Source organism: Oceanobacillus sp. FSL W8-0428 (assembly GCF_038004405.1).
Classification (GTDB): domain Bacteria; phylum Bacillota; class Bacilli; order Bacillales; family Amphibacillaceae; genus Oceanobacillus; species Oceanobacillus sojae.
Window position 1 is genome coordinate 2,660,750 of record NZ_JBBORB010000001.1, and the last position, 23,621, is coordinate 2,684,370.

Annotated in this window: 19 protein-coding genes, 2 pseudogenes and 1 riboswitch; of the genes and pseudogenes, 14 read left to right on the top strand and 7 right to left on the bottom strand. The window is 38.1% G+C overall.

Annotation, left to right across the window (positions count from 1 at the left end; genetic code table 11):
- The first annotated feature begins 295 nt into the window (after nucleotides 1–295).
- The 9 genes and pseudogenes from MKY30_RS12585 to guaA all read left to right on the top strand — a co-directional run bounded on the left by MKY30_RS12585 (nucleotide 296) and on the right by guaA (nucleotide 12,192).
- Nucleotides 296–1,519 (top strand): M20/M25/M40 family metallo-hydrolase, encoded by a 1,224-nt coding sequence (locus tag MKY30_RS12585; protein ID WP_341084112.1) that lies wholly within the window; start codon nucleotides 296–298, stop codon nucleotides 1,517–1,519.
- Nucleotides 1,520–1,590: 71 nt separating this feature from the next.
- Nucleotides 1,591–3,084, top strand: coding sequence for an amidase (locus MKY30_RS12590; RefSeq protein WP_341084114.1), 1,494 nt, complete (start codon nucleotides 1,591–1,593; stop codon nucleotides 3,082–3,084).
- Between the two features lie 192 nt (nucleotides 3,085–3,276).
- Nucleotides 3,277–3,663, top strand: coding sequence for a DUF2255 family protein (locus MKY30_RS12595; RefSeq protein WP_147212198.1), 387 nt, complete (start codon nucleotides 3,277–3,279; stop codon nucleotides 3,661–3,663).
- 269 nt (nucleotides 3,664–3,932) lie between these two features.
- Complete coding sequence (locus MKY30_RS12600; protein ID WP_147212199.1) at nucleotides 3,933–4,511, top strand: DapH/DapD/GlmU-related protein; 579 nt, start codon at nucleotides 3,933–3,935, stop codon at nucleotides 4,509–4,511.
- A gap of 198 nt (nucleotides 4,512–4,709) precedes the next feature.
- Nucleotides 4,710–5,558, top strand: coding sequence for an aldo/keto reductase (locus MKY30_RS12605; protein WP_339285042.1), 849 nt, complete (start codon nucleotides 4,710–4,712; stop codon nucleotides 5,556–5,558).
- Nucleotides 5,559–5,869: 311 nt separating this feature from the next.
- Nucleotides 5,870–6,835 (top strand): AAA family ATPase, encoded by a 966-nt coding sequence (locus tag MKY30_RS12610; protein ID WP_339285043.1) that lies wholly within the window; start codon nucleotides 5,870–5,872, stop codon nucleotides 6,833–6,835.
- Nucleotides 6,832–8,100, top strand: a complete 1,269-nt coding sequence (locus MKY30_RS12615) for a DUF58 domain-containing protein (protein WP_341084117.1) — start codon at nucleotides 6,832–6,834, stop codon at nucleotides 8,098–8,100. Before MKY30_RS12610 ends, MKY30_RS12615 begins: the two co-directional genes overlap by 4 nt.
- A pseudogene (locus MKY30_RS12620) lies at nucleotides 8,097–9,722 on the top strand (transglutaminase-like domain-containing protein); the annotation flags it as partial. The gene MKY30_RS12615 and the pseudogene MKY30_RS12620, both read left to right, overlap by 4 nt.
- A gap of 676 nt (nucleotides 9,723–10,398) precedes the next feature.
- Nucleotides 10,399–10,500, top strand: a riboswitch (purine riboswitch).
- 156 nt (nucleotides 10,501–10,656) lie between these two features.
- On the top strand, nucleotides 10,657–12,192 hold the full coding sequence (gene guaA / locus MKY30_RS12625; protein ID WP_341085633.1) for a glutamine-hydrolyzing GMP synthase: 1,536 nt from the start codon (nucleotides 10,657–10,659) through the stop codon (nucleotides 12,190–12,192).
- A gap of 257 nt (nucleotides 12,193–12,449) precedes the next feature.
- Here guaA and MKY30_RS12630 read toward each other — a convergent pair whose 3' ends face one another.
- A complete protein-coding gene (locus MKY30_RS12630) occupies nucleotides 12,450–13,553 on the bottom strand; it encodes a DNA alkylation repair protein (protein WP_339285046.1) in 1,104 nt (367 codons plus the stop codon).
- Nucleotides 13,554–13,782: 229 nt separating this feature from the next.
- Between MKY30_RS12630 and MKY30_RS12635 the strand changes: the two genes are divergently transcribed.
- Complete coding sequence (locus MKY30_RS12635; protein ID WP_339285047.1) at nucleotides 13,783–14,064, top strand: hypothetical protein; 282 nt, start codon at nucleotides 13,783–13,785, stop codon at nucleotides 14,062–14,064.
- A 698-nt stretch (nucleotides 14,065–14,762) separates the two neighbouring features.
- Here the strand turns inward: MKY30_RS12635 and MKY30_RS12640 are convergent.
- From MKY30_RS12640 to MKY30_RS12655, 4 genes and pseudogenes are all read right to left on the bottom strand, one after another.
- Nucleotides 14,763–15,146 (bottom strand): DUF4183 domain-containing protein, encoded by a 384-nt coding sequence (locus MKY30_RS12640; protein WP_212973661.1) that lies wholly within the window; start codon nucleotides 15,144–15,146, stop codon nucleotides 14,763–14,765.
- A gap of 146 nt (nucleotides 15,147–15,292) precedes the next feature.
- A complete protein-coding gene (locus MKY30_RS12645; RefSeq protein ID WP_341084121.1) occupies nucleotides 15,293–15,751 on the bottom strand; it encodes a DUF4183 domain-containing protein in 459 nt (152 codons plus the stop codon).
- A 129-nt stretch (nucleotides 15,752–15,880) separates the two neighbouring features.
- Nucleotides 15,881–16,054 (bottom strand): annotated as a pseudogene (locus MKY30_RS12650) (ATP-binding protein); the annotation flags it as partial.
- A gap of 204 nt (nucleotides 16,055–16,258) precedes the next feature.
- Complete coding sequence (locus MKY30_RS12655; protein ID WP_339285051.1) at nucleotides 16,259–17,173, bottom strand: ketopantoate reductase family protein; 915 nt, start codon at nucleotides 17,171–17,173, stop codon at nucleotides 16,259–16,261.
- A 140-nt stretch (nucleotides 17,174–17,313) separates the two neighbouring features.
- Between MKY30_RS12655 and MKY30_RS12660 the strand changes: the two genes are divergently transcribed.
- Nucleotides 17,314–17,868 (top strand): TetR/AcrR family transcriptional regulator, encoded by a 555-nt coding sequence (locus MKY30_RS12660; protein ID WP_339285053.1) that lies wholly within the window; start codon nucleotides 17,314–17,316, stop codon nucleotides 17,866–17,868.
- Between the two features lie 41 nt (nucleotides 17,869–17,909).
- Here MKY30_RS12660 and MKY30_RS12665 read toward each other — a convergent pair whose 3' ends face one another.
- Complete coding sequence (locus MKY30_RS12665; RefSeq protein ID WP_339285055.1) at nucleotides 17,910–18,842, bottom strand: helix-turn-helix transcriptional regulator; 933 nt, start codon at nucleotides 18,840–18,842, stop codon at nucleotides 17,910–17,912.
- 119 nt (nucleotides 18,843–18,961) lie between these two features.
- Here MKY30_RS12665 and MKY30_RS12670 point away from each other — a divergent pair, with 119 nt between their 5' ends.
- From MKY30_RS12670 to MKY30_RS12680, 3 genes are all read left to right on the top strand, one after another.
- Complete coding sequence (locus MKY30_RS12670) at nucleotides 18,962–19,600, top strand: type 1 glutamine amidotransferase family protein (protein ID WP_339286265.1); 639 nt, start codon at nucleotides 18,962–18,964, stop codon at nucleotides 19,598–19,600.
- A gap of 262 nt (nucleotides 19,601–19,862) precedes the next feature.
- Entirely contained in the window at nucleotides 19,863–20,060 is a 198-nt protein-coding gene (locus tag MKY30_RS12675; RefSeq protein ID WP_077604139.1) for a cold-shock protein, read from the top strand.
- Nucleotides 20,061–20,247: 187 nt separating this feature from the next.
- Nucleotides 20,248–21,909, top strand: a complete 1,662-nt coding sequence (locus MKY30_RS12680; protein WP_339282663.1) for an IS1182 family transposase — start codon at nucleotides 20,248–20,250, stop codon at nucleotides 21,907–21,909.
- Between the two features lie 484 nt (nucleotides 21,910–22,393).
- Here MKY30_RS12680 and MKY30_RS12685 read toward each other — a convergent pair whose 3' ends face one another.
- Nucleotides 22,394–22,978, bottom strand: a complete 585-nt coding sequence (locus MKY30_RS12685; RefSeq protein WP_341084125.1) for an N-acetylmuramoyl-L-alanine amidase family protein — start codon at nucleotides 22,976–22,978, stop codon at nucleotides 22,394–22,396.
- Nucleotides 22,979–23,621: the final 643 nt, after the last annotated feature.

Genomic DNA, 23,621 nt, shown 5'->3' on the forward strand with positions numbered 1-23,621 from the left:
AATGGTTGTTTAAAAAGCATAGTTATGTTTAAAGGGTGCCCTATTTATCAGATAAAAAACATTATTTAAGGCATTCAGCCCTGTATCTGAAGACAGTAAAGTACTCACTCCAGCAAGGCTGAATTTTTCACTGCTGTCTACAGATTTTTAAGTTATAAGTAAAAGCAGCATCATATCTGAACCTTTCTTAGGAGATTATAACTGTATCGTTTATACTGTAAATACGCTAAAATGGAGTTAGATAAGTTTTGTTCAATAAATTAAAAAGTATATGAAATTATTGGAGGAGAAGCTCATGACTATTTCAGAACAAATGAAAAAGATTCAAGCAGATGAAAATGTCCAAAAGGCATTGGAGCAAATTAAGGAAGAAGACAGTCTTACCATCGAGCAGCAGAAAATGCTGACAGAAATTCCTGCTCCACCCTTTAAGGAAGAGAAACGGGCGGAAGCATATAAAAAATTATTAGAAGATTATGATTTAGAAGATGTACATATTGACGAAGAGGGAAACGTCTTTGGAAAAAGAAGCGGAACAGGAGATGGACCGATACTGGTTGTTTCTGCACATCTGGATACCGTTTTTCCAGAAGGGACAGATACAACTGTCATAGAAAAAGAAGGCAAGCTTCATGCACCAGGTATCGGAGATGATACAAGAGGGTTAGCAGAGGTGTTAGCTGTTATCAGGGCATTGCAGGATTCCAATGTAAAAACAGTTGGTGATATTATTATCGGCGGAACAGTCGGTGAAGAAGGGGCTGGAGATCTGCGTGGGGTGAAGGCATATTTTAAAGAAAATAAAGCAGACGGCTATATTTCCGTTGACGGTTCTAATTTAGAGACGATGATATATTTGGGGACAGGCAGCTTCCGGTATCGTATTACTTTTCAAGGAAAAGGCGGGCACAGCTTTGGTGATTTTGGAACACCAAGTGCAACGCATGCCCTGGGCAGAGCAATTGCGGCAATCGCAGATTTGGAAACAAAGACAGATCCGAAAACAACCTTCTCCGTTGGACCAATTGAAGGCGGTTCATCTGTAAATGCAATTTCTGAGCAAGCATCGATGGAGGTCGATCTTCGTTCTAACTCTATGGAAGAATTAATAGAGCTTGATAAAAAATTCCTAGCCATTGTGGAAGAAGCATGTCAGAAGGAGAATGAGCGCTGGGGCAAAGACTCTATGACTGTAGAGGTTAAAAAATTTGGAAACCGTCCCCCGGCATCACAAAGTAAAGAGGCGCCTATTGTTCAAGCGCTTGCTGAAGCGATTAAAGGTGTAGGGAAGGAACCAGTATATGGCGAGCCAGTCAGTACAGATGCAAACTACCCGATGAGTTTAGGCATTCCTGCTGTTACTTCCGGTTTAGGCGGGAAAGCAGGCGGCACACATACGTTAAAAGAATGGTTCGATCCAGAGGATGCTTATCTTGCTGTCCAAAAGCATTTCTTATTTATTCTGAGTCTTGTTGGTGTGGATGGACTGACAACACCAATTCTTACAAAGGAAGCATAAAAGACACTCACCAGCTGCCTGTTTAATCAGCCAACTGGTGAAATAGAGTTAACTGTAAAAGGAGTGAGAAGGTGCAGTTTCGTGAATATAAAAACTATGATGCAACCGGTTTGGCAGAGCTTATTCAACGTAAGGAGGTCCACCCATCTGAGTTAATGAATATTGCTTTTAAACAGCTGCATCAAGTTAATCCGCAATTAAATATGATTACACATCATCGGGAAGAAGCAGCCAAAAAAGAAGCAAATCAATTTCCTGTTCAGCACGTAGCATTTTCAGGTGTGCCTATTTTGATGAAAAATATATCTCAATCTATCGAAGGTGAAAAATTAACCTCTGGCTCAAAGCTTTTACAGAATCATGTGGAAAAGCATGATAATTATTTTGTGAAAAAATTTCGGGATGCAGGATTTTTATTTATGGGGCATACAAATAGTCCTGAGTTTGGCTTGAAAAATATTACCGAACCAAAGCTGTATGGGCCGACAAGAAACCCTTGGGACCAATCCTGTTCTCCTGGAGGCTCAAGCGGAGGGGCTGCAGCTGCAGTAGCCTCTGGAGTTATTCCAATTGCAGGAGCGAGTGATGGAGGCGGATCTATCAGGATACCTGCATCCTTCAGTGGGTTAGTCGGATTAAAGCCGACAAGGGGAAGAACACCGGTAGGACCCGGAGCTGGCAGACAGTGGCAGGGAGCATCCATTAATTTTGTATTAACCAAAACCGTACGGGATTGCGCTGCAATGCTGGATCAATTACAGGTTGTTGAACCACATGCCGCTTTTCAGGCACCATTATATGAAAAAGGTTATCGAAATACTATGTCTGAAAAACTTCCTAAACAGCTGCGGATTGCCTTTAGCACAGAATCGCCGGTAGGAACCCCTGTTTCAGAGGATGCGAAAAAAGCGGTGCAGCAATTTGTCCGTAACCTGGAACAGGATGGGCATATTGTGGAAGAAAAACAAACATCAATTGACGGTATCCAGTTAATGCGTGATTACTATGTCATGAACAGCGGCGAAATGAATGCTGTCATTCAAGAACTGGAGAAAGCAATGCGAGCACCTTTAACTGCAGAAGATATGGAAATAGAATCCTGGCTGCTTCATCAAGCTGGGAAATCCGTTTCAGCTGCAGATTACTCTGACAGCCTGGCATCATGGGACCGAGCAGCTGAAATCATGTCTATTTTTCATCAGACGTATGATTTTTATATTTCTCCGGCAACAGCTTTCCAAGCGCCGAAAGTTGGAGAGCTGACGATGACAGAAAAAATGGAGCAGGAGTTTAAAGAAAGAATGGCTGTAGAAAAAGAGAAGCTGAGTATTATTTATGACATGTTTTTACCAAGCTTAACGTACACACCATTTACGCAGCTTGCTAATTTAACAGGACAGCCTGCGATTTCTCTGCCGCTACATCTGACTGAGGATGGATTGCCAATCGGTGTCCAGATAATGGCGGGAAAAGGTGAGGAACATCGTCTATTGCAGCTTGCTTATGAAATAGAACAAAGTGAATTATGGCAAGGAATGCAAGGAAATCCTTATTTTCAAGAATAATCTGTTAACCCCCTTTTGAAGCTATTTTTTTCAGCTTCAAAAGGGGTTTGTTATTCAAATGAGTTTAAGCAATTAACATAACAAATCAGCTATGCTGTCTTACTTTTCCACAAAATGAAAATCTGATTACTTGACCTAAAGTAGGCTTTAGGTATTAAGATAGGAATTATAATAAAAAGGAGATGAAAAGCAATGGAAAATAATTGGACAGAGGAACAGCTTCAACTATTTTCGAAAGCCGATGATATGTATATCTCGCCATTTTACGACGATGGAAAAACACCTGGAACACCAACCTGGATCTGGTCTGTAGTAGCAGATAATGATTTATATGTCAGAGCTTACAATGGACAGAACTCCAGATGGTATCAATCGGCTGGGAAACAAAGAGCAGGAAAAATAAAATTAGCAGGTCAGGAATATGACGTCTTTTTCGAGCCGATAGAACCAGGCTCTGCACTGACTGAAAAAATTGATCAAGCGTACAAAGAAAAATATAGTTCCAGCAGATATCTGGCACCTATGATTGGAAAAGGGCCGGTGAGTGCTACAGTAAAAATCTTGCCGCGAAATGAATAGATTATATAAGAAGCCGCCTAGCTTAAATTTTGTTTAGGCGGTTTTTATGTTTTTAGGCTTCCTATCTTTTCTCGAAAAAGTGTTGAAGATTTTAATTATCATTTTATTTATTCATCTGGAAAGACAAATAGGGAGGATAAGCATTATTAAATCATAGCAATGAATATCAGGCTATGTTTAAATAAAAGTAAGTTTGGCCGGGAAACATAGACATTACAAGGCCTGGTTTGAATAGCGGATGAAATTATAGATGGAAGGGAACGGTTAATATGGAATTAGAAGAACTTTTGTCAAAAATGGCGGCAGAAGGTGTGATTCAGGGTGGGTCAGAAGTTAATAAAGCAATGGTTGAAGTATCAAATGAAACAAGACGCTTATGTGCCATCCTGAATAATGGCGTTTATACGGATGAAGAAATCAGGAAGCAGGTAACTCAAATTATCGGGCAGGAGTTAGATGAAGGCTTTTCTTTATTTGTACCATTCACCTCTGATTTTGGGAAGAACTTAACAATAGGGAAAAATGTATTTATTAACTCTGGATGCCGATTTCAGGATCAGGGAAAAATCATTATCGGTGATGAAAGCTTAATCGGGCATAATGTTGTTTTTGCAACCATAAATCATGATTATAATCCCTTAAATAGAGGAACGATGTATCTTAAAACGATTGAGTTAAAGGAGAGAACATGGATAGGCTCTCATTCAACCATTCTGCCGGGTGTAACAGTTGGTGAAAATTCTGTTGTCGCAGCAGGATCAGTAGTTACGAAGGATGTCCCGCCAGATACGATTGTTGGAGGAAACCCAGCAAAATTCCTGGCAAATTTAGAGGATAAAATAAAGTAATCATTGTTATTAGTTTTCACCAACTGCTGTATATTTAAATATGAATTTGATACAGAGGAACAAACCTTTACCTTAATAGACTCGATTAGACCTGTTTAAGAAAGCAGCTGATTACCCTTTCTCATCTTTTTCGTGTTTCACCACCTTCCAAGAGTGGAACAAACATAGAAAGCAGATTGTAAAAAAGGAGTGCAGAAAATGAAAAAGGTGAAAATTGCGGGAAGAGAGGTATTGCCAATCGGGTTGGGTACCTTGAATATGGGAGACAAATCTGACACATTTGACCAGGAAGTGCAGGCAATCCGCACCGGTCTTGATAATGGTGTCCAATTAATTGATACTGCTGAAATGTATGGCAGCGGGAATGCTGAAAAGCTGATTGCCAGTGCTATTAAGCCTTATTCCCGTGAAGAGCTGTTTCTTATTTCTAAAGTACTTCCATCCAACGCATCGAAAAAGGATTTGCCAATCAGCTTAGATAACAGTTTAAGAAGGCTGGAAACAGACTATCTCGATTTATATTTACTTCATTGGAAGGAAGATGTTCCATTGGAAGAAACGGTGGAAGCTTTAGAGAATGCAAGAAATCAAGGTAAAATTAAAGCGTGGGGAGTTTCTAATTTAGATGTGTATGATCTGGAGCAGGCTATCCAATCACCCGGTGGAGAAAATTGTAAAGTGAATCAGGTACGCTATAATGTAGCGAATCGAGGTATTGAATTTGATTTAGTGCCCATGATGGATAAGTATGACATGCCAGTGATTGCTTATTCTCCTATTGATCGCGGTGATAGTTTTGGTGCGGATTTAACAAAACAGCAGGTGCTGAAGGATATTGCGGAAGAGCATAAAGCAGATGTATTTCAAATCCTGTTAGCCTGGTCCATTCGGAATGGAAAAACGATAGCTATACCGCAATCAAGTAATCCTGATCATGTGCTAAACAATGTGAAGGCAGCGGATATTTCATTAACGGATCAGGAGCTGAAGCATATAAATGATGCGTATCCTGAGCCTGACACCAAACAGCGCCTTACATTATGGTAGGGAGTGCACTTAAGAATTTTTCATAGTATATCAGAATAGGAGCAGCTGGGGAAGAAGAACCTCACGCTGCTTTTTATTTAGGAATGAAGAGAATTTATTCTAAAACTAAAAAGATAGAGTTATTCATTGACCTGAAGTTTACTTTATCCTGTAAGGTTTCATTATCGAAATAGAATGAGGACTGCTGAATATCTGCAGCGTAATTTGTCAATAATAAAAGATAACTAATTTAGAAGGCAATTCGTTTAAATATTGAGCCTGTTATAGTAACATAAAAGGTAGAAAGGTTCAGGCAGATGAGGAGGGTGATGATGGAACAGGAGAAAGTAATAGAAAATACACAGATTCAAGAAGTTTTAAATAATGTCAATAGCGTCATTTTCGGTAAAGCGGAAATTGTAAAGCTTAGTTTAGTTGCCTTATTAACAGAAGGTCATGTCCTGCTGGAGGATGTTCCTGGTGTAGGGAAAACGATGCTGGTCCGTACGCTGGCAAAATCGGTGAATTGTGATTTTACTAGAATTCAATTTACACCAGACTTGCTTCCGTCTGATGTGACAGGCGTTTCTATATACAACCCGAAGGAATTAGAATTTGAGTTTCGGAAGGGTCCTGTCTTTGGCAATATTCTGTTGGCAGATGAAATTAACCGGACATCTCCAAAGACCCAGTCAGCGCTGCTGGAGGCAATGGAGGAAAAAAGTGTTACAGTGGACGGAGAAACACGACGGCTGCAGAGCCCCTTTTTTGTAATGGCGACTCAAAATCCAATTGAATATGAAGGAACCTACCCCTTGCCGGAAGCACAGCTGGATCGTTTTCTATTAAAGCTGCGTATGGGCTACCCAACCTATGAGGATGAATTAGAGATGCTTGCGAGAAACACAAGCCACCATCCGATAGAAGAAATCCAGGCAGTCATGTCTCAGGAGGAGCTGCTGCTGGCACAAGGAGAGGCAAAGGATATTTATATGGATGAAACCATTCAGGCGTATATTCTGAATATTGTCACACGCACGAGATCGCATAGCTCTATTTATTTAGGAGTGAGCCCGAGAGGATCACTTGCTTTAATGGAAGCTTCAAAGGCTTATGCGTATATCGAGGGCAGAGATTATGTTATCCCGGATGATGTGAAGTACTTGGCACCGTTTGTTTTATCCCACCGGGTTATCCTGAAGGCAGAAGCACGTTATCAAGGAACAACCAATGAAGCATTAATCGATTCTATTATTCAATCTGCACATATTCCGATTAAGAAAGGCATTGCAGAATGAGAAAGAATCTTCGTATCATCTTTCGCAGCATTGGCGTTTTAGCACTGATGATTATTCTCTTCTGTTATGCCATGTTCCAGGGCGGATTTGTAAGCTGGTTTTTATTTTACAGCTTCCTTCCGATTGGAATATATCAGCTTCTGTTTGCCTGCTATCCATTAAGGACATGGCAGGTTTACCGGGAAATTGAACAGCCGGTCCGACAGGCCGGAGATGAAATTATAGTGAAGGTGCATATGAAGCGGAGGCTTCCCTTTCCTTTATTGTATTGTACCTTTGAAGAGAATTTTCCACAGTCTCTAATGAAGGAGGATACAAAAAAAGCGAAATATCTTACTTCCCAAACGTCTGGAAAAATGACAGTTTCCCGCAGACTGATACGCATGTTATTTCCTCTATTCCGCAGAAAATTCACATTCAGCTACTCACTGCAATCCTTACCGCGCGGAGAGCATACATTGGAGAAAATAACGATCCAAACCGGAGAAATATTTGGTTTTATAAAAAAAAGCTATGATTTTAAGGTTCAAAATACATTTGCTGTCTCCCCATATGTACACGACATCCGTTTAATGAGTGATATGGCAAGCTATGAACAGGGCGGAGTTATATCTAATCAGCTGCAGCAGACAAATACAACGGTTGCTTCAGGAATTAGAGAATATGCCCCGGGGGACCGCTTTACATGGATTGACTGGAAACAGACAGCCAGAAAACAAACGATGATGACAAAGGAATTTGACAGGGAAAAAAGCACAGATATTTTACTGATTCATGACAATTACAAGCATGAGAAGGAGAATCAACTGCTCTATGAAGCTTCCATTGAATTGAGCTTATCACTTATTGAAAAGCTGGAAAAGAAAGACTATGAAACAAGCTTTCTTTCTATCGGTAAAAGAGCACATCTATTTGAACTGGGGCATAATGAGCATCAAAAATCATTAATGAAGAACTATCTTCTGACAGTCAGACAGGAGGAAGAGAAAGCTTTTTCCATACGATTCCGAGAAGAAATGTCTCATTTAAATAAAGTCGACAGTATTTTCCTGGTGTTAACATCTATTGATCCCTTTTTGGCAGAAGCCATTTTAGAAGCAAGACAGCGTATCAAGCATTTTGCCATTATTTATATCCATCCGGAAAAGCTGCTATCAGGAGATGAAAAGCGTATTTTGGAGCCGCTTCGTTTTTCAGATATTGCTGTACAGGAATTAAGTCTGGAACAGCTGGCAACGGATCCTGTTGAGGTGAATTTCAGATGAAGAGGAGTCAGAAACAAGTAAAGACGCTGCATACGCTGTTATTATACATTGCAGGATTTTGCCTCTTCTTAGAATGGCTCTATCCGCTTGGTGATATTTCTGATACAAGCATCGGAGTATTTGTTTTATTTGCGCTGTATTGCTTTTTTATTTCCTACTTTCAATTACATTGGCTGATAAGTGTACCTGTAAAGGGATTGGGTTTACTTTTTATTATCCATATGCTTTATTTTGAAACGAGCTTTTTGGATCTTAACTGGATCGGGGAATCGCTCCAGGAAATAACGTATAATATAGAGCTGATGTTTTCCGGCCAGTGGTATATGCTCACTACCTTTTTCCGGAGTGTATTATTCCTGCTTCTTATTTGGCTGATGAGTTATCTGCTTTATTATTGGTTTGTCAGAATGAAAAATATTATTCTATTTATTATTTTGACATTTATATATATAGGGATCCTCGATACATTCACGGTATACGAAGGCTCTATAGCAATTGTACGTATTTTTATTATTTCTTTTCTTGCACTGGGGATGTCCAGTTTGAGCAGAGAAATCGAAAATAAGGACATTCCAATCTCTGTAGGGCAAAGGCTAAAATATTGGCTGTTGCCGCTGATTTTATTGGTTGCGGTTGTTACCTTCATTGGTTATCAAGCACCAAAAGCTGATCCGCAATGGCCGGACCCGCTGCCCTTCTTAGAAGGAGCTGCAGGTAATTTTGGGAATGGAAGTTTTGGAACTGGACGGGTTGGATATGGAGAAGATGACACGCAGCTGGGAGGCTCCTTTGTCCAGGACGATACGGTTCTATTTGAAGCTGTAGTAGAGGAAGATCATTACTGGCGGGTAGAAACAAAGGACGTATACACAGGCAAAGGATGGGAGACGTCTCAGGAGAGGTACCTTCTTGATCAGATGGACGGTCAGATTTCATTATCGACCTTCCGTAATAATGTGGAAACAGAAGCATTAGAAGCAGAAATCAACTTTACGGGAAGCAGCCGGCTGCCAAAGCTGGTCTATCCTTATGGTGTTTCCTCTATTACAACAGGAGAGAATGTGAGGTTCCAGCTTGATGAAAGTCTGGAGTCCATAGAAACGACACTAAATGGAGAAGAGAGAGTTCTGGAATCTTATGAAGTATCCTATGAGAATCCATCCTTTGATATTGACACACTTCGAGATAATTCTGAACAGGATTCCAGAACAATTCGTGACCGTTATACACAGCTGCCGGAGAATCTGCCGGCCAGAGTGGGTGATTTGGCAGAAGAAATAACAGCCGGACATGAAACGAGATATGATAAAGCAAGAGCTATCGAGCGTTATTTCAGCGCAAATGGCTTTGAATACCAGACAACGAATATTCCCCGGCCAAGAGAAGAAGAGGATTATGTCGACCAATTTTTATTTGAGACGCAGATTGGCTATTGTGACAACTTCTCCACTGCAATGGTTGTTATGCTCAGATCAGAGGGCATACCAGCCAGATGGGCGAAAGGATTTACAAGCGGCGAACGGATTGATTCAAACTTAGAAGAAGAAAATCATGTGAATCAAATTACCAATAGCAATGCCCATTCCTGGGTGGAAGTATATTTTCCAGGAGTTGGCTGGGTGCCTTTTGAACCGACACAGGGTTTTACAAATATGGCTGATTTCGATGCAGATGTAGAAGAAAATGATTCCCAAGTTAACGAGGAAGAGGATCCGGTAGAAGCACCGGATGTGGAACAGGATGAAGAAGCTGAAGAGGAAGAAGAGACAGATGAAACAGCAGAACAGGAAGAAGATACTGCTGCATCTGATGAAGAGACAAGCAATTCAATCCAACCGGGCTATGCTTTCATTGGGATAGGAATTATTCTTCTGCTCGCAGGATTTGTCGTTTTTAAGAAGAGAAGACAGATACGCATCTATTTCATCCAACGAAAGCTGGAGCATGATTTTGATGATACAGCATTCCAGGAAGCATATCTCTATCTGCTAAAGCTTGCTGATAAAAAAGGATACCAGCGGGGCAGTGATGAAACGTTGAGAGAATTATCCCAACGAATAGATGATGATTTACGCACCAAAGAAATGAGCAAACTAACCAGGGTTTATGAACGAATGATTTACAGTAAAAGGTTAACAGGTGGAAAAGAAGAAATAATTCAATTATGGAAAAATTTAATCAATCAAATAATGGCTTGACCCGGGGAGCATCAATTAGTAGAATGAAAAAGGAAATAGTGTAGGAAAGATTAAAATCTGCACATAAAATAGATGCTTATTAACATCTATGTAATAAAATTATTCGTTTGAATATGCCTTTCGTATATCCTCGAAAATAAGGTTCGAAAGTTTCTACCGAGTCACCGTAAATGATTCGACTATGAAGGCAGAAGAAGGTTCGTTTATGCTATCCGGATTCTGCCTTTCTATTATTTTTTGTGCGTCAGCTGCAGGAAATAGAAAGGTGAAATCCGGTTTTTTTATAGGTGAAACAGAGGCAAAAGAACGTATAGTTCATAAGTTATCCTTTAGAAAAGATATAGATTGGAGTCTAGTTATGGAAAATAATGAATTAGTACTGGTGTTAGATTTTGGCAGTCAATATAACCAATTAATCACACGCCGCATCCGTGAATTTGGCGTGTATAGTGAGCTTCATTCACATAAGCTTACAGCTGCAGAAATTAAAGAAATGAATCCAAAAGGAATCATTCTTTCTGGCGGACCGCATAGTGTTTATGGTGAAGACAGCTTCCGTTGTGATGAGGAAATTTTTGAGCTTGGAATTCCTGTCCTTGGTATTTGCTACGGCATGCAATTAATGTCCCTGCATTTTGGCGGAAAAGTCGAAGCATCCAAAAACCGTGAATATGGAAAAGCATTAATTGAATTAAATGAAAGCCCGGCTTTATTTAAAGATACACCGACAAAGCAGACTGTATGGATGAGCCATGGTGATAAAGTAACAGCAGCACCGCCTTCATTCATCGTAGATGCAACAAGCCCGTCTACACCTGTAGCGGCAATCAGTGACCAGGATAAAAAGATGTATGGTGTGCAATTTCATCCAGAAGTACGTCATTCCGAGTACGGAAATGATTTATTAAACAGCTTCGTCTTCGATGTATGTAAATGTACAGGTGACTGGACTATTGCTAACTTTATCGAAATGGAAACAGAAAAAATCAAAGAAACTGTCGGCGACCGTAAAGTACTTTGCGCATTAAGCGGCGGCGTAGACTCCTCTGTTGTTGCAGCTTTAATCCATAAAGCAATCGGCGACCAGCTGACTTGTATCTTTGTTGACCATGGTCTTCTTCGTAAAAATGAAGCAGATGATGTAATGGATGTCTTTGCAGAAGACTTCCAGATGAACATTATCAAAGTCGATGCAAAGGACCGTTTCTTAACTAAATTAGCAGGCATTTCCGATCCAGAGCAAAAACGTAAAATTATCGGAAATGAATTCATCTATGTATTTGATGATGAAGCAGCTAAATTAAAAGATATTGACTTCCTGGCGCAGGGAACACTTTACACAGATGTAATTGAAAGTGGTACAGATACAGCACAAACGATTAAATCACATCATAATGTAGGTGGCCTGCCGGAGGACATGCAATTTGAATTAATCGAGCCGCTAAATACATTATTTAAAGATGAAGTACGTGAACTAGGCTCCCAGCTTGGAATTCCTGACCGTATCGTTTGGCGTCAGCCATTCCCGGGACCAGGTCTTGCTATCCGTATTCTGGGTGAAGTAACGGAAGAGCATTTGGAAATCGTTCGTGAATCCGATGCAATCCTTCGTGAAGAAATTGCTAAAGCGGGTCTTGACCGTGATATCTGGCAGTACTTCACTGTTCTTCCAAACATCAAGAGTGTTGGTGTCATGGGAGATGCTCGTACGTATGCACATACAATTGGTATTCGTGCAGTAACTTCGATTGATGGAATGACTTCGGATTGGGCGAGGATTCCTTGGGATGTTTTGGAGAAGATTTCTACCCGTTTGGTGAATGATGTAGATAATATAAACAGAGTAGTGTATGATGTTACTTCTAAGCCCCCGGCAACGATCGAGTGGGAGTAGTTGGTAAATAATGTAAAATAATTTCAGAAGGCTATAAATCCTTACTATACAAGGGTTTATAGCCTTTTATGTATTTTTATAAAAAGGGAAGTAACATGGACAGAAGTAGTACATATTGAAAATGATAAGGGCACCTTGACGGAATCAAAGATTAACCACTTTAATATTCAGCTTGTGACAGTCAGAAATGAGTTTGTCTACACTGCGAAATTAGGAGACTAAAGAAAACAGCCCCGACAGCCTGCTGGTAGAGTATACTATTTAGCAGCTAATACTTCAAAATTCAGCGTACCCTGCTCGGTGCCGTTCACAATAAGTGTAACCGAATGGAGGCCGGTGTAATGCTTTCTTGTACTTAGATTTGCAAAGGAATGTGTTTTTGTGTAAGCCTTCCTCTCGCTTTTCTTTAAAGAAAGCTCGGATATTTGGAATATTTTACGGTTTCGCTTACCATTTGCTTTCACATAATCCATGCCATATTCCAGCCGTATCTTGGTTGCTTTTTTTGCTTCAATCTTAAAGGAAAAGGCCAAATTCTCTCCAATGGAAATGGATGTAGTATCCAGCGCGAAGTCGGCAACATTTACATAATCGGGATTTGCAAACCCAAAGATGCCTAACACATCTCTGTTGCCCTTTTTAAGAAGTGTCCTGCACCCATGTTTTACAATCCAATCAGTATGTTCGTTTTCACCGTACCAATCCTTGGCAATTTCTACAACCAGGTCAGGATGTGTTTTGGAAATATCGTTTAGGTTATTGGCCACGCTTTTACGGACATAGAGCGACGGGTCACCTTTCAGCTGCTCTAAAATACTAATAACTGGTGACGGGTCTTTTTTGAAACTAGTCAATGCTTGTCCCCATGGCAGCTGAGGGCGACAACCCTCGCTGGCAAGCCGACGGACATGCTCATTGTCATGCCTGGCCCAAGCCGCCATTTGAGACATCATACGCTCTTCATGGTTTATGATAAAGGGCCTCACGGCAAACTCAGAAGAGGAGGATGGGGTATATCTTTCTAACGCAGCAATTGACAAATCCCAATGGCACTCAGCCTGCCCATAGACTTCAACAAAATTCGGAAAGTACATTAAAGAAAAGTCGTTAAATCCTGCAGGATTTAACGCAATGACCTTATCAAGGATACCGAGCGCCTGTTCATAATCAGTTGGCAAATACTTTCCTAGATTTATAGCAATTTGCCGCATGCGGTCTTTTAGTCCTAACCCTTCCCATGTTTCGTCCATAATATCGTTGACAAAATCATCAACCTGAAACGAATGATATACAGCTCTAATATTTAAAGCCAGCCCGTGAACCGACTCGTAATTATACTTGCTCTTTAGTAATTCTGCCATATATTTGGTACTCCTTTTTAAATGGTGTTTAGCCGAGGAAACTCTCACAATCAATGGTATAACAAAGGAATACTGCCCTTATAATAAGACAGATTTACTCCCTTTCACATGCCAATATGTGACTATTATAGCTTAATATATTACAAAAGCATAGACACGTCATCATTCTTGAAGTGTCTACCTTTATATATTCAAATTCTAAAGAAAGGAGAATTTGTTTGAGGAGAATATGTTAAATATTGTGGTTCGGACAATCATTATTATGCTCTTTATTACTAGTTTTTGCTGGCACTATATTTCCAATAATCCAATCACTATTCGTATTATGGGGAGGATTATTACTGTATTACTTCATGATTTCAATTTATTCATTATCTATGTTTTATACTATCCAAAATTAGTGGAACAAAATAAAACACCCCATGATATGATATTCGAACAAGTACATTTATTGATACCTTTCCATTCGGAGAAGGCCTATCTTAATTATGAAAACTACCCAAAATCATAAAATCCACAACAATCCCACTCATTGGATTTTCCGAACCCAATACATTTATGCCTAGAACGGTGACACCACTAATATTTGTAACATTGGCCGAAACATATTTTCCAGTAATATTCTTCTCACGCATTTGCACTCTTGGTCTTGCATTTATCGTAGAATTTGTTGAATATACGCTTGACACTGCATAATCAATCGTATCTAATAATGGATTTCCATCAGCTAATCCATTGTCTGTGAAATAGAGTGTAGCTACACCATTTGCATTTGACGTAGCCTGTCCATAAACAATTCGTTTTGCTCTCCTGCCTTAAATATTTGAATAGCTGTCGGACCCAATGTAAAGAATTCAATACTCATAACTATCCCCCCAGTTATTCTTTAAAAGAAATTAAAAGTATGACAGTATAATGTTATTCAAGAGGATGTTCAAAAAGTATCAAAATGATAAGCTGCCAATCTCTACGTTGACGTGGCTTTTCCGATACTCACGTGTTTAAAAGCATACGATCCGTTCGTAAAAGCCACGTCGCCTTGACCTTCTTGCTTCTAATTTTCCTACTTTTTGAACACACACTTCAGACTTCCAAAAAAGTGCGGTAATTTAAACAAACTTTTATTTATATGAGGTGTTTATGGCGAAAATAGATAAATTTCTTTGTGCCCTACCAGTATCTGATGGGCACAAAGGTAGTACTTTTATTTTAGGTGTCAAATGTCCCTGAGGATGTTGCTGCGAAATTAACGACTTGCAAGATAACGGTTTGGTTTGCTGGAATTGACCCTCCACCAGCAGGAACAGCAATGTCTAATGAACCAGTTCCTGTAGCACCTGGTGTATATGTTGATATGCCTTGCATTTGTTCAACACCGTTAATTTCCACAGTGAAATAACTATTATCTTCTGCAAGTTCTGGAAGTGTCGTTACCTCTACACCATCATCCCCCAGAAAACTTGCAGCATCAATAGATAAGGTACTTCCTGCTGCCGTATCTTCTGTTGTGATGTAAAAGAATTTCGCGGAATCAGGATTAACATCTGTGTCAATTGTGCCGCTAATAGCGATTTTCATTAACTGAAGTGCCATGTTTATTTTCACCTCCAATTTTCTATCAACCACATTTTATTCTATGAAGAGGAGTTGGAAATGCTTGGTCAGACTAACTAGTCCGTATTGGAAGTTAACGAAATGTCCCATTAAAAAAGGCATATTTACTAGATGGAGAGGTAATATTATCTTTTAACCGTGACAAACAGAAGCGTAATTGGGGCATCCTTTGGAGGGAGGTCACTAGATTCTAAGTGAAGAATACCTTCCTCGACATTGTAAACAGATTGGGGCTGCAACACTCCATTGACAAATAAATTTAGAGTGGAAACATTGTCCGGATCAAGTATATCACTACTTCCATATTGCTTTAATGCATCTTTATTCGTGTAAACCTTTTTCCCTTCTTCGGCAAGGGTAAGGTATTGGACAGTCTCCACTCCTATGGGGGCTAGTGTATATTCAGGGGATATATTGACTGTAATGGATGGATTAAATACAGGATTAAATGTATTTGTATTGGATGTGCTATTTTCATTTCCCTCATGAATCTTTTTGCGCTCTTTACTGCAATGATGGCAGTGGCAATTTGGACAGGAATCCCTGCCACGTAGCTTTCTACTATGATAATAGCTTTCATTCAACGGTATTTCACCCCCTCCTACATGAAATTTTGATGTGCTTTTCTGTATCTTATTTAAAAAGAGGGTGATTTGACTGTGCAACTGGCTGTATTTGGCAAGTAAAAAATGTATGTCGCTTGCTGTCTCGAATTATTGGTGTATGAATGAATCCTTGTAACGGAAATTTTCACCGTTAAAAAGGAGTAAATGTGAATGATGAATAAGTCGGTCAATCACCGCTTCTGTTAATATTGGATCTTAAAAAACATGATTCCATTGTCCAAATGGAAGGTTAGTAGTAATCACCAAGCTTTTATTTTCATAAAGATGGAATTAGTTCCCTGCCAATAAAAAATTTTGACAGGGAATTTTGTTTTTTCATTGAATTTTGGTAGGGAGCATTTTCTGTGGACAACTTTGATATATTATAATAAATGGATTCAACTAATTTAATATAAAAAAGTAGGTTAGTGAGATATTTTTAAGCAAATTAATTAATATAAATTAGGGCTGCTAAGAGAATAAGTTCTATAGTTTATCTGTATTAACATTATTCCGTTTTAAAAAATGTAATAAATCTTTATTTAATTTTAATACTTCATTGTTTGCACTATTTGCAAATTCTGAAACTAACATATCATTTACCATTTTAGTGCGCAGCCAAATCATAAAGAAAAAATCGAGAATAAAACCTGGACATTTAAGTATGATTTTATAGAGTGATGGTTCAAGCGTAACACCAGCTTTTTGTATTGCATTTAAATATTTTTTTAAAGTGACTGTGATTCCATGTGCAGTTTTTCTGGATCTAATTGTTTTTTCATCGACTATCTTATTGTCAAGATGTAAAGCACCGATCATTGCAATATCTGATACAGAATGTGTTATTAAATAATCATTCATATTATTATTCATTTTGTAAGGAAGATTTGCTGCTTCAAATAATTCAGCAAGACTTTTTATCCGTTCTGTGACCGAACCGTTTACTTCTCCAAATACAGCTCCTGCCAGAAATTTAGGTGGAAATCGAGCATACAATACGCCATCTCTGATTTGACCGCCAATTCCAGGAAAAGCAGGTAAAAGTTTATCTCCAATAATACGTTGCCACAAAGAAAATCCAAATGAGTTATTCATCATTGTAACAATATTTTTGCTTTTGTTATTCTTTAAAGTTAGTAAAGCTGCTTCAGATTGTTCATAACGAACGGTAACAAAAATGAAATCATACACATCGTCATTTTCAAGTTTATTAATCACATTTACTTTTACAGATTTAGTCTCACCTTTCTTGTTGTATTGTAAGCCCTTTTCCTTCAATGCAATAAATCTGTTAGAACGTGCAAATAAGGTGACATCAAATCCAGCCTCTATGAATTTGGTTGCATACGCACTTCCTATAACACCTGCACCAAAAATTAAAATTCTACTTTTAGCTATCATATTTCTCCTCCATTTATTTCACTTTGATTATGCAACAACGTGTTGTATGATGAAAAGTATATGATTATAAACTAATTTCATCAACCATCAATTTTTTTATTATTGTTGGATAGTCTATTTATCAAAAAAGGAGACGAACTATGAAAAAGAAACCAGAAATCACCAAAAAAACGAAAAGAAATATTGTAGATAATTTTTGTGAATTGTACATGGAAAAGCCAATAGAAAAAATATCAATTCAGGAAATAACAAATAAAGCGGGGTATAACCGCAGCACTTTTTATCAATACTTTTCTGATATCTACGAATTATTAACATATGTTGAAGATGAATTACTGAGTTATATAAAAATGGGGTTAGAAAACAAACAACTATCTGCAAAGGAAGCTGTTAATAATGCGCTTTCTTGTTTAGAGGAAGAGAAATATATGCTAAGTTTTCGTGCTATTTTAGGGGATTATGGAAGTGTCCGTTTTTTAGACCGTTTAAAAAAAGAGGTTTTTCAAGATAGATTGAAATTAGATTACTCAAAAAATGATTTACTGACACCATACTTAATTGAATTTCAAATAACAACCTCATTTTCTTTGTTTCGTCTTTGGATTCAACGAAATAAGGACTTATCTTCTGAGGAGTTTTCTCAATTAGTTGATACATTATATAGAACTGGAGCATCACTTTACTTTGAAAAATGATGCTCTTTAGAATGTATAAGGATAAAATTAAGATTCTTGATTTAATTTTCATATAACTTAGCTAGATCATCTATTTTCCGTTTTAATGCTGTCCGGATATATAAAGGCTCTAAGCATTCACATTTATCACCAAAGCTTAAAAGGATATTGTAATAATAGTCGTTTTCTATAAAAGGAAAAGTAACAATGTAGTGCTCAGCACCATCTGGTGAAAAATCTTCATACATACAATAATCAAGTGCTCTATCCATGACAGATTTATGAATACGAAGTTTGATCTTTGATTGTATCGTTGACAAAATATCCGTGAAATCCAATAGTGGTTTTTGATAATCTCTTGGTGTAAAGAAAATCTCTTCTAATTTTAAATTTGATATACGAGCTAATTTGAACAGACGGAAATCATTTCTTTTATAACAGTATCCTTGAAAATACCAATGATTACTCTTCAATACAATTTGATAGGATTCAACTTCCCGTTTCGTTTTATTTCCATGACGGTCGGCATATTCAAACGAAAGCAGCTTGTTTTCTTGCAAAGCTATTTTTATGATTTCTAAATATGGCTGTACGTTCCTATAACCTATCCACTGACTTAAATCGATATGTATTTGATCTGTTTTTAATTTTATCTCGTCAGCTCTATCCACCGGGATAAAACTTTTTACTTTCGCAAGAGTATTTACCAGTTCGTTACTTTGCATCATATTGGAGAGGCTAGAAAGTCCTGTCAAAATAGTAGAAATATCAGTAGTTGAAAAAACCTTACTATCCATTTTATAGTTTTTCATGATTTCAAAGCCGCCTCCTACTCCTGATGTTGAGTAAATTGGAATACCTGCCATGTTGATGGCATCTATATCACGGTAGATTGTGCGTTTCGAAACTTCAAACATATTTGCTAACTCCTGTGCGCTTATCCGTTCTTTATCGAGTAGTACCATAATAATGCTAACAAGCCTGCTAACTTTCATCTGTTAACCGCCTTTCAAAAAAATTCTCCATTCCAGATTGTTGCCATATTGGTGTCAACAATAGATACGTATAATAATAGTGAAACAACCAATCTATTACAATTAAATGGAGGAAAATGATGAAAACAATTTATATTTATGTACTTGATACTTTAGCTGACTGGGAACTAGGATATGTTACTTCGGAGTTGCATTCTAGGAGGTTTTTCAAAGAAGAAGCGAACCAAGTATCGATTAAAACAGTCAGTTACTCCAAACAATCAATCCGTACAATGGGCGGAATGACAATAGTTCCTGACTACTTAATTGATGACATTAATGTAAGTGAAGCAAGTATGCTGTTATTACCAGGTGCAGATACATGGAATGATCCAAAGCATGAAGCTATTCTCGTAAAAGCAAGCGAGCTGCTCTCTGTAGGCGCTGCAGTATGTGCAATCTGTGGAGCTACCGCAGCACTTGCTAATTTTGGGATACTAGATAACCGTCCACATACTAGCAATGGTCCGGGATTCCTTGAAATGGTTTGTTCTGATTATAAAGGACAAGATTTTTATATAGACCAGCCATCTGTTGCATCTAATAACCTTATTACTGCCGGTTCTACTGAAGCTTTGCTATGGACGAAACAAATCATTGAGTACTTAGATGTTTTTAAGTCAAACACATTAGAATCTTGGTATAACTATTTTAATACGGGCGATTCTAAATACTTCTTTGAACTTATGCAAACTCTGCCAGCTAATAATAAAAATTAAACAAATGAGGATTGCATTTATGATTAAGTTTCTTATTCAACAAAAAGGGTCCATTAATAGAACAAGAAGACCGTCTTTTAAATATATAAAGAAGACGGTATCTTTTTTGAGTGACATGTGTTATGCTATAAATAACTTAATTGTTCGTGCTAGCAATACAGGATTTATGTCATAACATCACAATTTATATCATCGTCTTGAATTATTATCAGAACAACCAAAGTAATAAACGTGTACATTGTGCACAATGGAGGAATTTCATATGAACACAGGTTCAGTAAAATGGTTTAACGCAGATAAAGGTTTTGGATTTATCGAGGTTGAAGGTGGAGACGACGTATTCGTACACTTCTCAGCAATTCAAGGCGAAGGTTTCAAATCTTTAGAAGAAGGTCAAACAGTTACTTTCGACATCGAAGAAGGTAATCGTGGACCACAAGCAGCTAACGTTGTTAAATAATAATTTATAATCGATAAAAAGAGGCTGGGACAAAAGCCAGTAAAAATAGAAAAAGTGACTTTCTACTATGATTTTAAGTAGGAAGTCACTTTTTTAATTTGATTAAAAAATGAAATAAACGTACAAAAAAAGGATACCTTCTGATAAAGTTAAAGTACCACTACAAAAACAGAATCGAGGTATCCTTATGTTTAAATATTATAACGTAAATCAAGTCGTTTTGCCATTAGATTTCGAGATGAAATTACAAGAAAATGATATTGCTTATACCATCCATGAATTTATCGAACAGATTCCAGAAGAAGCTTTCACCGGTTTTACCCGTCAAACAGGCTGTCCCGCCTATCACCCGCGTATGATGATGAAAATTATTTTATGTGCTTATACCCAGTCGGTGTTCTCTGGCCGAAAAATCGAAGCATTATTAAAAGATAGTGTGCGAATGATGTGGCTTGCGCAAGGATATGAGCCGAGTTACCGTACTATCAACCGTTTTCGTGTGAATCCAGAAGTAAAAGAACTATTGCGTCAGTGCTTCGTCCAATTTCGTTGTCAGCTGGTGGAAAAAGAGTTGATCGATGCGGAGGCTATCTTTATTGACGGGACCAAAATTGAAGCCAATGCCAATAAATTCACCTTTGTCTGGCGAAAATCGATCGAGCGTTATCAAACGAAACTTGTAGAGAAGTCCCATGCCCTCTATGAAGAATTAGTGGAAAAAGAAATTATTCCAGAAATCAACCGGGAAAACCCGGAAGCTCTATCGACGCAAGAACTTCAACAGATGGCAGCGAATTTGGATAAGTCAGTCCAAACGTATACGAAACAAATCGAATCGATTGAAAAAGCACAAGACCGAAAAGCCCTGCGTTCGGAACGAAAGCAGCCAAAACAAGCCTTAAAACAGGTGCACGATTTCATCTGTCGTCAAGAAAAATATGAAGAAGCCTTGGAGATTTTAGAAGAACGTAACAGCTATTCCAAGACGGATCACGACGCAACCTTTATGCGATTGAAAGATGACCATATGAAGAACGGACAGTTGAAAGCTGCTTATAATGTGCAATTGGCAACAGAAGGACGTTACGCATTAGCCTATGATATTTTTCCGAACCCTACCGATACACGAACGCTGATTCCTTTTTTAGATCGTATTGAAAAGGATTATTTTGCGTTGCCTGATGTCCTCGTAGCTGATGCGGCTTATGGAAGTGAACAGAATATAGAAGATGTCACCCTGAACCGGTTACGAACTGCCTTGATTACCTATAGTATGTACCGCAAAGAGAAGAAGAAAAAATATAAAAATAATCCCTTTAACACCGCTAACTGGGATTATGATGCCGAAATAGATGCCTTTACTTGTCCAAATGGTCAAGCTGTTACTTATCGCTATAACTCCAAACGCACAGACAAGTATGGTTACCAGCGACAATTTAAGGTCTATGAATGTGAAGATTGTACAGGCTGTCCTTTGCGAGAGCAATGTACCAAGGCAAAGGAAGGTAACCATCGGAAAATATTTTATAATGAAAAATGGGAAGCACAAAAGAAAATGATACGAGAACAGCTTTCAGATGAAGAAATGGGCAAGCTTTACGGAAAACGTAAGATAGATGTGGAGCCTTTCTTTGGATTTTTGAAGGCTAATTTGGGTTTCACTCGTTTCTCTGTACGAGGAAAATCCAAAGTGGATAATGAATTGGGATTCGCCTTAATGGCAGTGAATCTGAGAAGATACACTGCCTCTAGCTGCTTTTTTATGTATCTACTTATAAATGATTTCAAAAAAGATGGATTTCACATCAAAACCCAATGTGAAATCCATCTTTTCATTATTTTTGGCTAGTTATGTCCCAGCCTCTTTTTATTTTTTTTCGTATAATATAAATAGAAAATAATTTGAGCTGAAATAAGTTAAAATAGTTAATATAAATATTCCATATGAACAAAGGAGAACAGAAAATGAGCTGACTTGTTCTATTTTTGCACACATCGCAGACGGTTTTACAGAAGGTCCAAATGGTGAAATGGGCATAGGCTGGGTTTTCTGCGATTCTGATTTGGAAAAAACCAAACGAAAGAAATTCTGAGTACTGCCGGCCCTGTTATTTGAAACGTGGGACTTATCAGATGATGCACAGTTACTGGCCGGCTGTACCTTCGAATTCATCTGCTTCAGAGTATGAACTAACTCGTGCCCAATAGATCGAAAAACAGCAAAAAATCGTACCGCTATATTCATTAGTAGATAGCAGTACGATTTTTATCAAACATTTTGAATTTTTTCCATTTGCTCTAGCCTTGGTTTGGATACCGAAAACGAACAAAAGTTACTTAGCAGGCAACCCAAGCGCTTTAGCTATTCCATCCGCATGCGCTTGTGCTATTTCTTCTATAAAGGCAACGCTTTTTAGCTTGTTCGCATCTGCTGCATTATCAATAAATCCATTTTCTGTTAAGACGGCTGGTGCACTTGATTCACGTAAGACATGTAAATTGGCTTGTTTTGCGCCGCGATCCGTAAACCCTGTTTGTTCCACTGTTTCATTGTGGATTGTTCTTCTTATGGCGTTGGTTCTTTCTTTATTATCATAGCTTCCGTTCCATGTATAAGATTCAAAGCCTGTAGCCCCGCCTGCATTGATATGTATGGAAACAAAAAAGTTAGCTCCCCAATTATTTGCTTCATTTGTTCTCGCACCTAATGACTTGGTAATATCGGACGTTCGCGAAAGCTTAATCGTGTGACCGCTATACTGTTCATTTAAAATGTCTCTTGTTTTCAATGCGATATCTAACGTTACATTCTTTTCCTGTAACCCGTTCGCTGATGCTCCAGGGTCAGATCCGCCATGTCCTGGATCAATATAAATGCGTGTGTCTGCTGCTTCTGCTGAATCATGAGGGATAGTCATACCTGTTAAGGCGATTCCCAAAATGATAGAAATAAACAGAAACTTTTTTAATTCTGGTTTTCCTTGTTTTGAAAAGATAATACTACTCCTCCTTCTAAATAGTTATTCACCCATTTTAGATTCTATAGAAAAATTTGTCGATAGGTCGATATGTTGATAGAATATATATTTCCGTATGGTTGAAAGTTTGTAAAATAGGAATAATTGTAATTTAAGTTTTTCCCTGTTAGATAGCAAGCTTATTAGAATAGGGGCAACAAGCTATACTAGAAAAAATTGCAAGTTTAAGCATTTTTAAACTTACCATGCAATTTTTCTTGATTTTAATGATAAAAATGAAGTGCAAAAATTTGATTTTTATTGTATCCAATAAGCTATTTTGCTTTTTGTCAGTAAAAAAATAGTTGTTCATTTTTGTCTTGTGAAGATGGAAGAACTATACTGGCATTAGTGCAGAAACGAAACTTATGATTAGGCTTGAAAAAATCTGTTTCATTAATTTGGAGGTAAGATTAGATGAATATGAAATTTGATCCAAATAATGCCGTTATTAAACTTTGTATGCGTGGGATGAGTCTGGAAGATAGCGGAAGCATTGAAGAGGCAATTACGATGTTTCATAAAGCATGGCACGAAGCAACGG

What these genes read in the sequence shown, in the direction of transcription:
- MKY30_RS12675 (WP_077604139.1), top strand. Translation starts at nt 19,863, where the DNA reads ATGAACACAGGTTCAGTAAAATGGTTTAACGCAGATAAAGGTTTTGGA.
- MKY30_RS12685 (WP_341084125.1), bottom strand. Translation starts at nt 22,978, where the DNA reads ATGACTATCCCTCATGATTCAGCAGAAGCAGCAGACACACGCATTTAT.
- MKY30_RS12595 (WP_147212198.1), top strand. Translation starts at nt 3,277, where the DNA reads ATGGAAAATAATTGGACAGAGGAACAGCTTCAACTATTTTCGAAAGCC.
- MKY30_RS12640 (WP_212973661.1), bottom strand. Translation starts at nt 15,146, where the DNA reads ATGGCACTTCAGTTAATGAAAATCGCTATTAGCGGCACAATTGACACA.
- MKY30_RS12610 (WP_339285043.1), top strand. Translation starts at nt 5,870, where the DNA reads ATGGAACAGGAGAAAGTAATAGAAAATACACAGATTCAAGAAGTTTTA.
- MKY30_RS12615 (WP_341084117.1), top strand. Translation starts at nt 6,832, where the DNA reads ATGAGAAAGAATCTTCGTATCATCTTTCGCAGCATTGGCGTTTTAGCA.
- MKY30_RS12655 (WP_339285051.1), bottom strand. Translation starts at nt 17,173, where the DNA reads ATGATAGCTAAAAGTAGAATTTTAATTTTTGGTGCAGGTGTTATAGGA.
- MKY30_RS12660 (WP_339285053.1), top strand. Translation starts at nt 17,314, where the DNA reads ATGAAAAAGAAACCAGAAATCACCAAAAAAACGAAAAGAAATATTGTA.
- MKY30_RS12585 (WP_341084112.1), top strand. Translation starts at nt 296, where the DNA reads ATGACTATTTCAGAACAAATGAAAAAGATTCAAGCAGATGAAAATGTC.
- MKY30_RS12670 (WP_339286265.1), top strand. Translation starts at nt 18,962, where the DNA reads ATGAAAACAATTTATATTTATGTACTTGATACTTTAGCTGACTGGGAA.
- guaA (WP_341085633.1), top strand. Translation starts at nt 10,657, where the DNA reads ATGGAAAATAATGAATTAGTACTGGTGTTAGATTTTGGCAGTCAATAT.
- MKY30_RS12605 (WP_339285042.1), top strand. Translation starts at nt 4,710, where the DNA reads ATGAAAAAGGTGAAAATTGCGGGAAGAGAGGTATTGCCAATCGGGTTG.
- MKY30_RS12600 (WP_147212199.1), top strand. Translation starts at nt 3,933, where the DNA reads ATGGAATTAGAAGAACTTTTGTCAAAAATGGCGGCAGAAGGTGTGATT.
- MKY30_RS12665 (WP_339285055.1), bottom strand. Translation starts at nt 18,842, where the DNA reads ATGAAAGTTAGCAGGCTTGTTAGCATTATTATGGTACTACTCGATAAA.
- MKY30_RS12635 (WP_339285047.1), top strand. Translation starts at nt 13,783, where the DNA reads ATGTTAAATATTGTGGTTCGGACAATCATTATTATGCTCTTTATTACT.
- MKY30_RS12630 (WP_339285046.1), bottom strand. Translation starts at nt 13,553, where the DNA reads ATGGCAGAATTACTAAAGAGCAAGTATAATTACGAGTCGGTTCACGGG.
- MKY30_RS12680 (WP_339282663.1), top strand. Translation starts at nt 20,248, where the DNA reads ATGTTTAAATATTATAACGTAAATCAAGTCGTTTTGCCATTAGATTTC.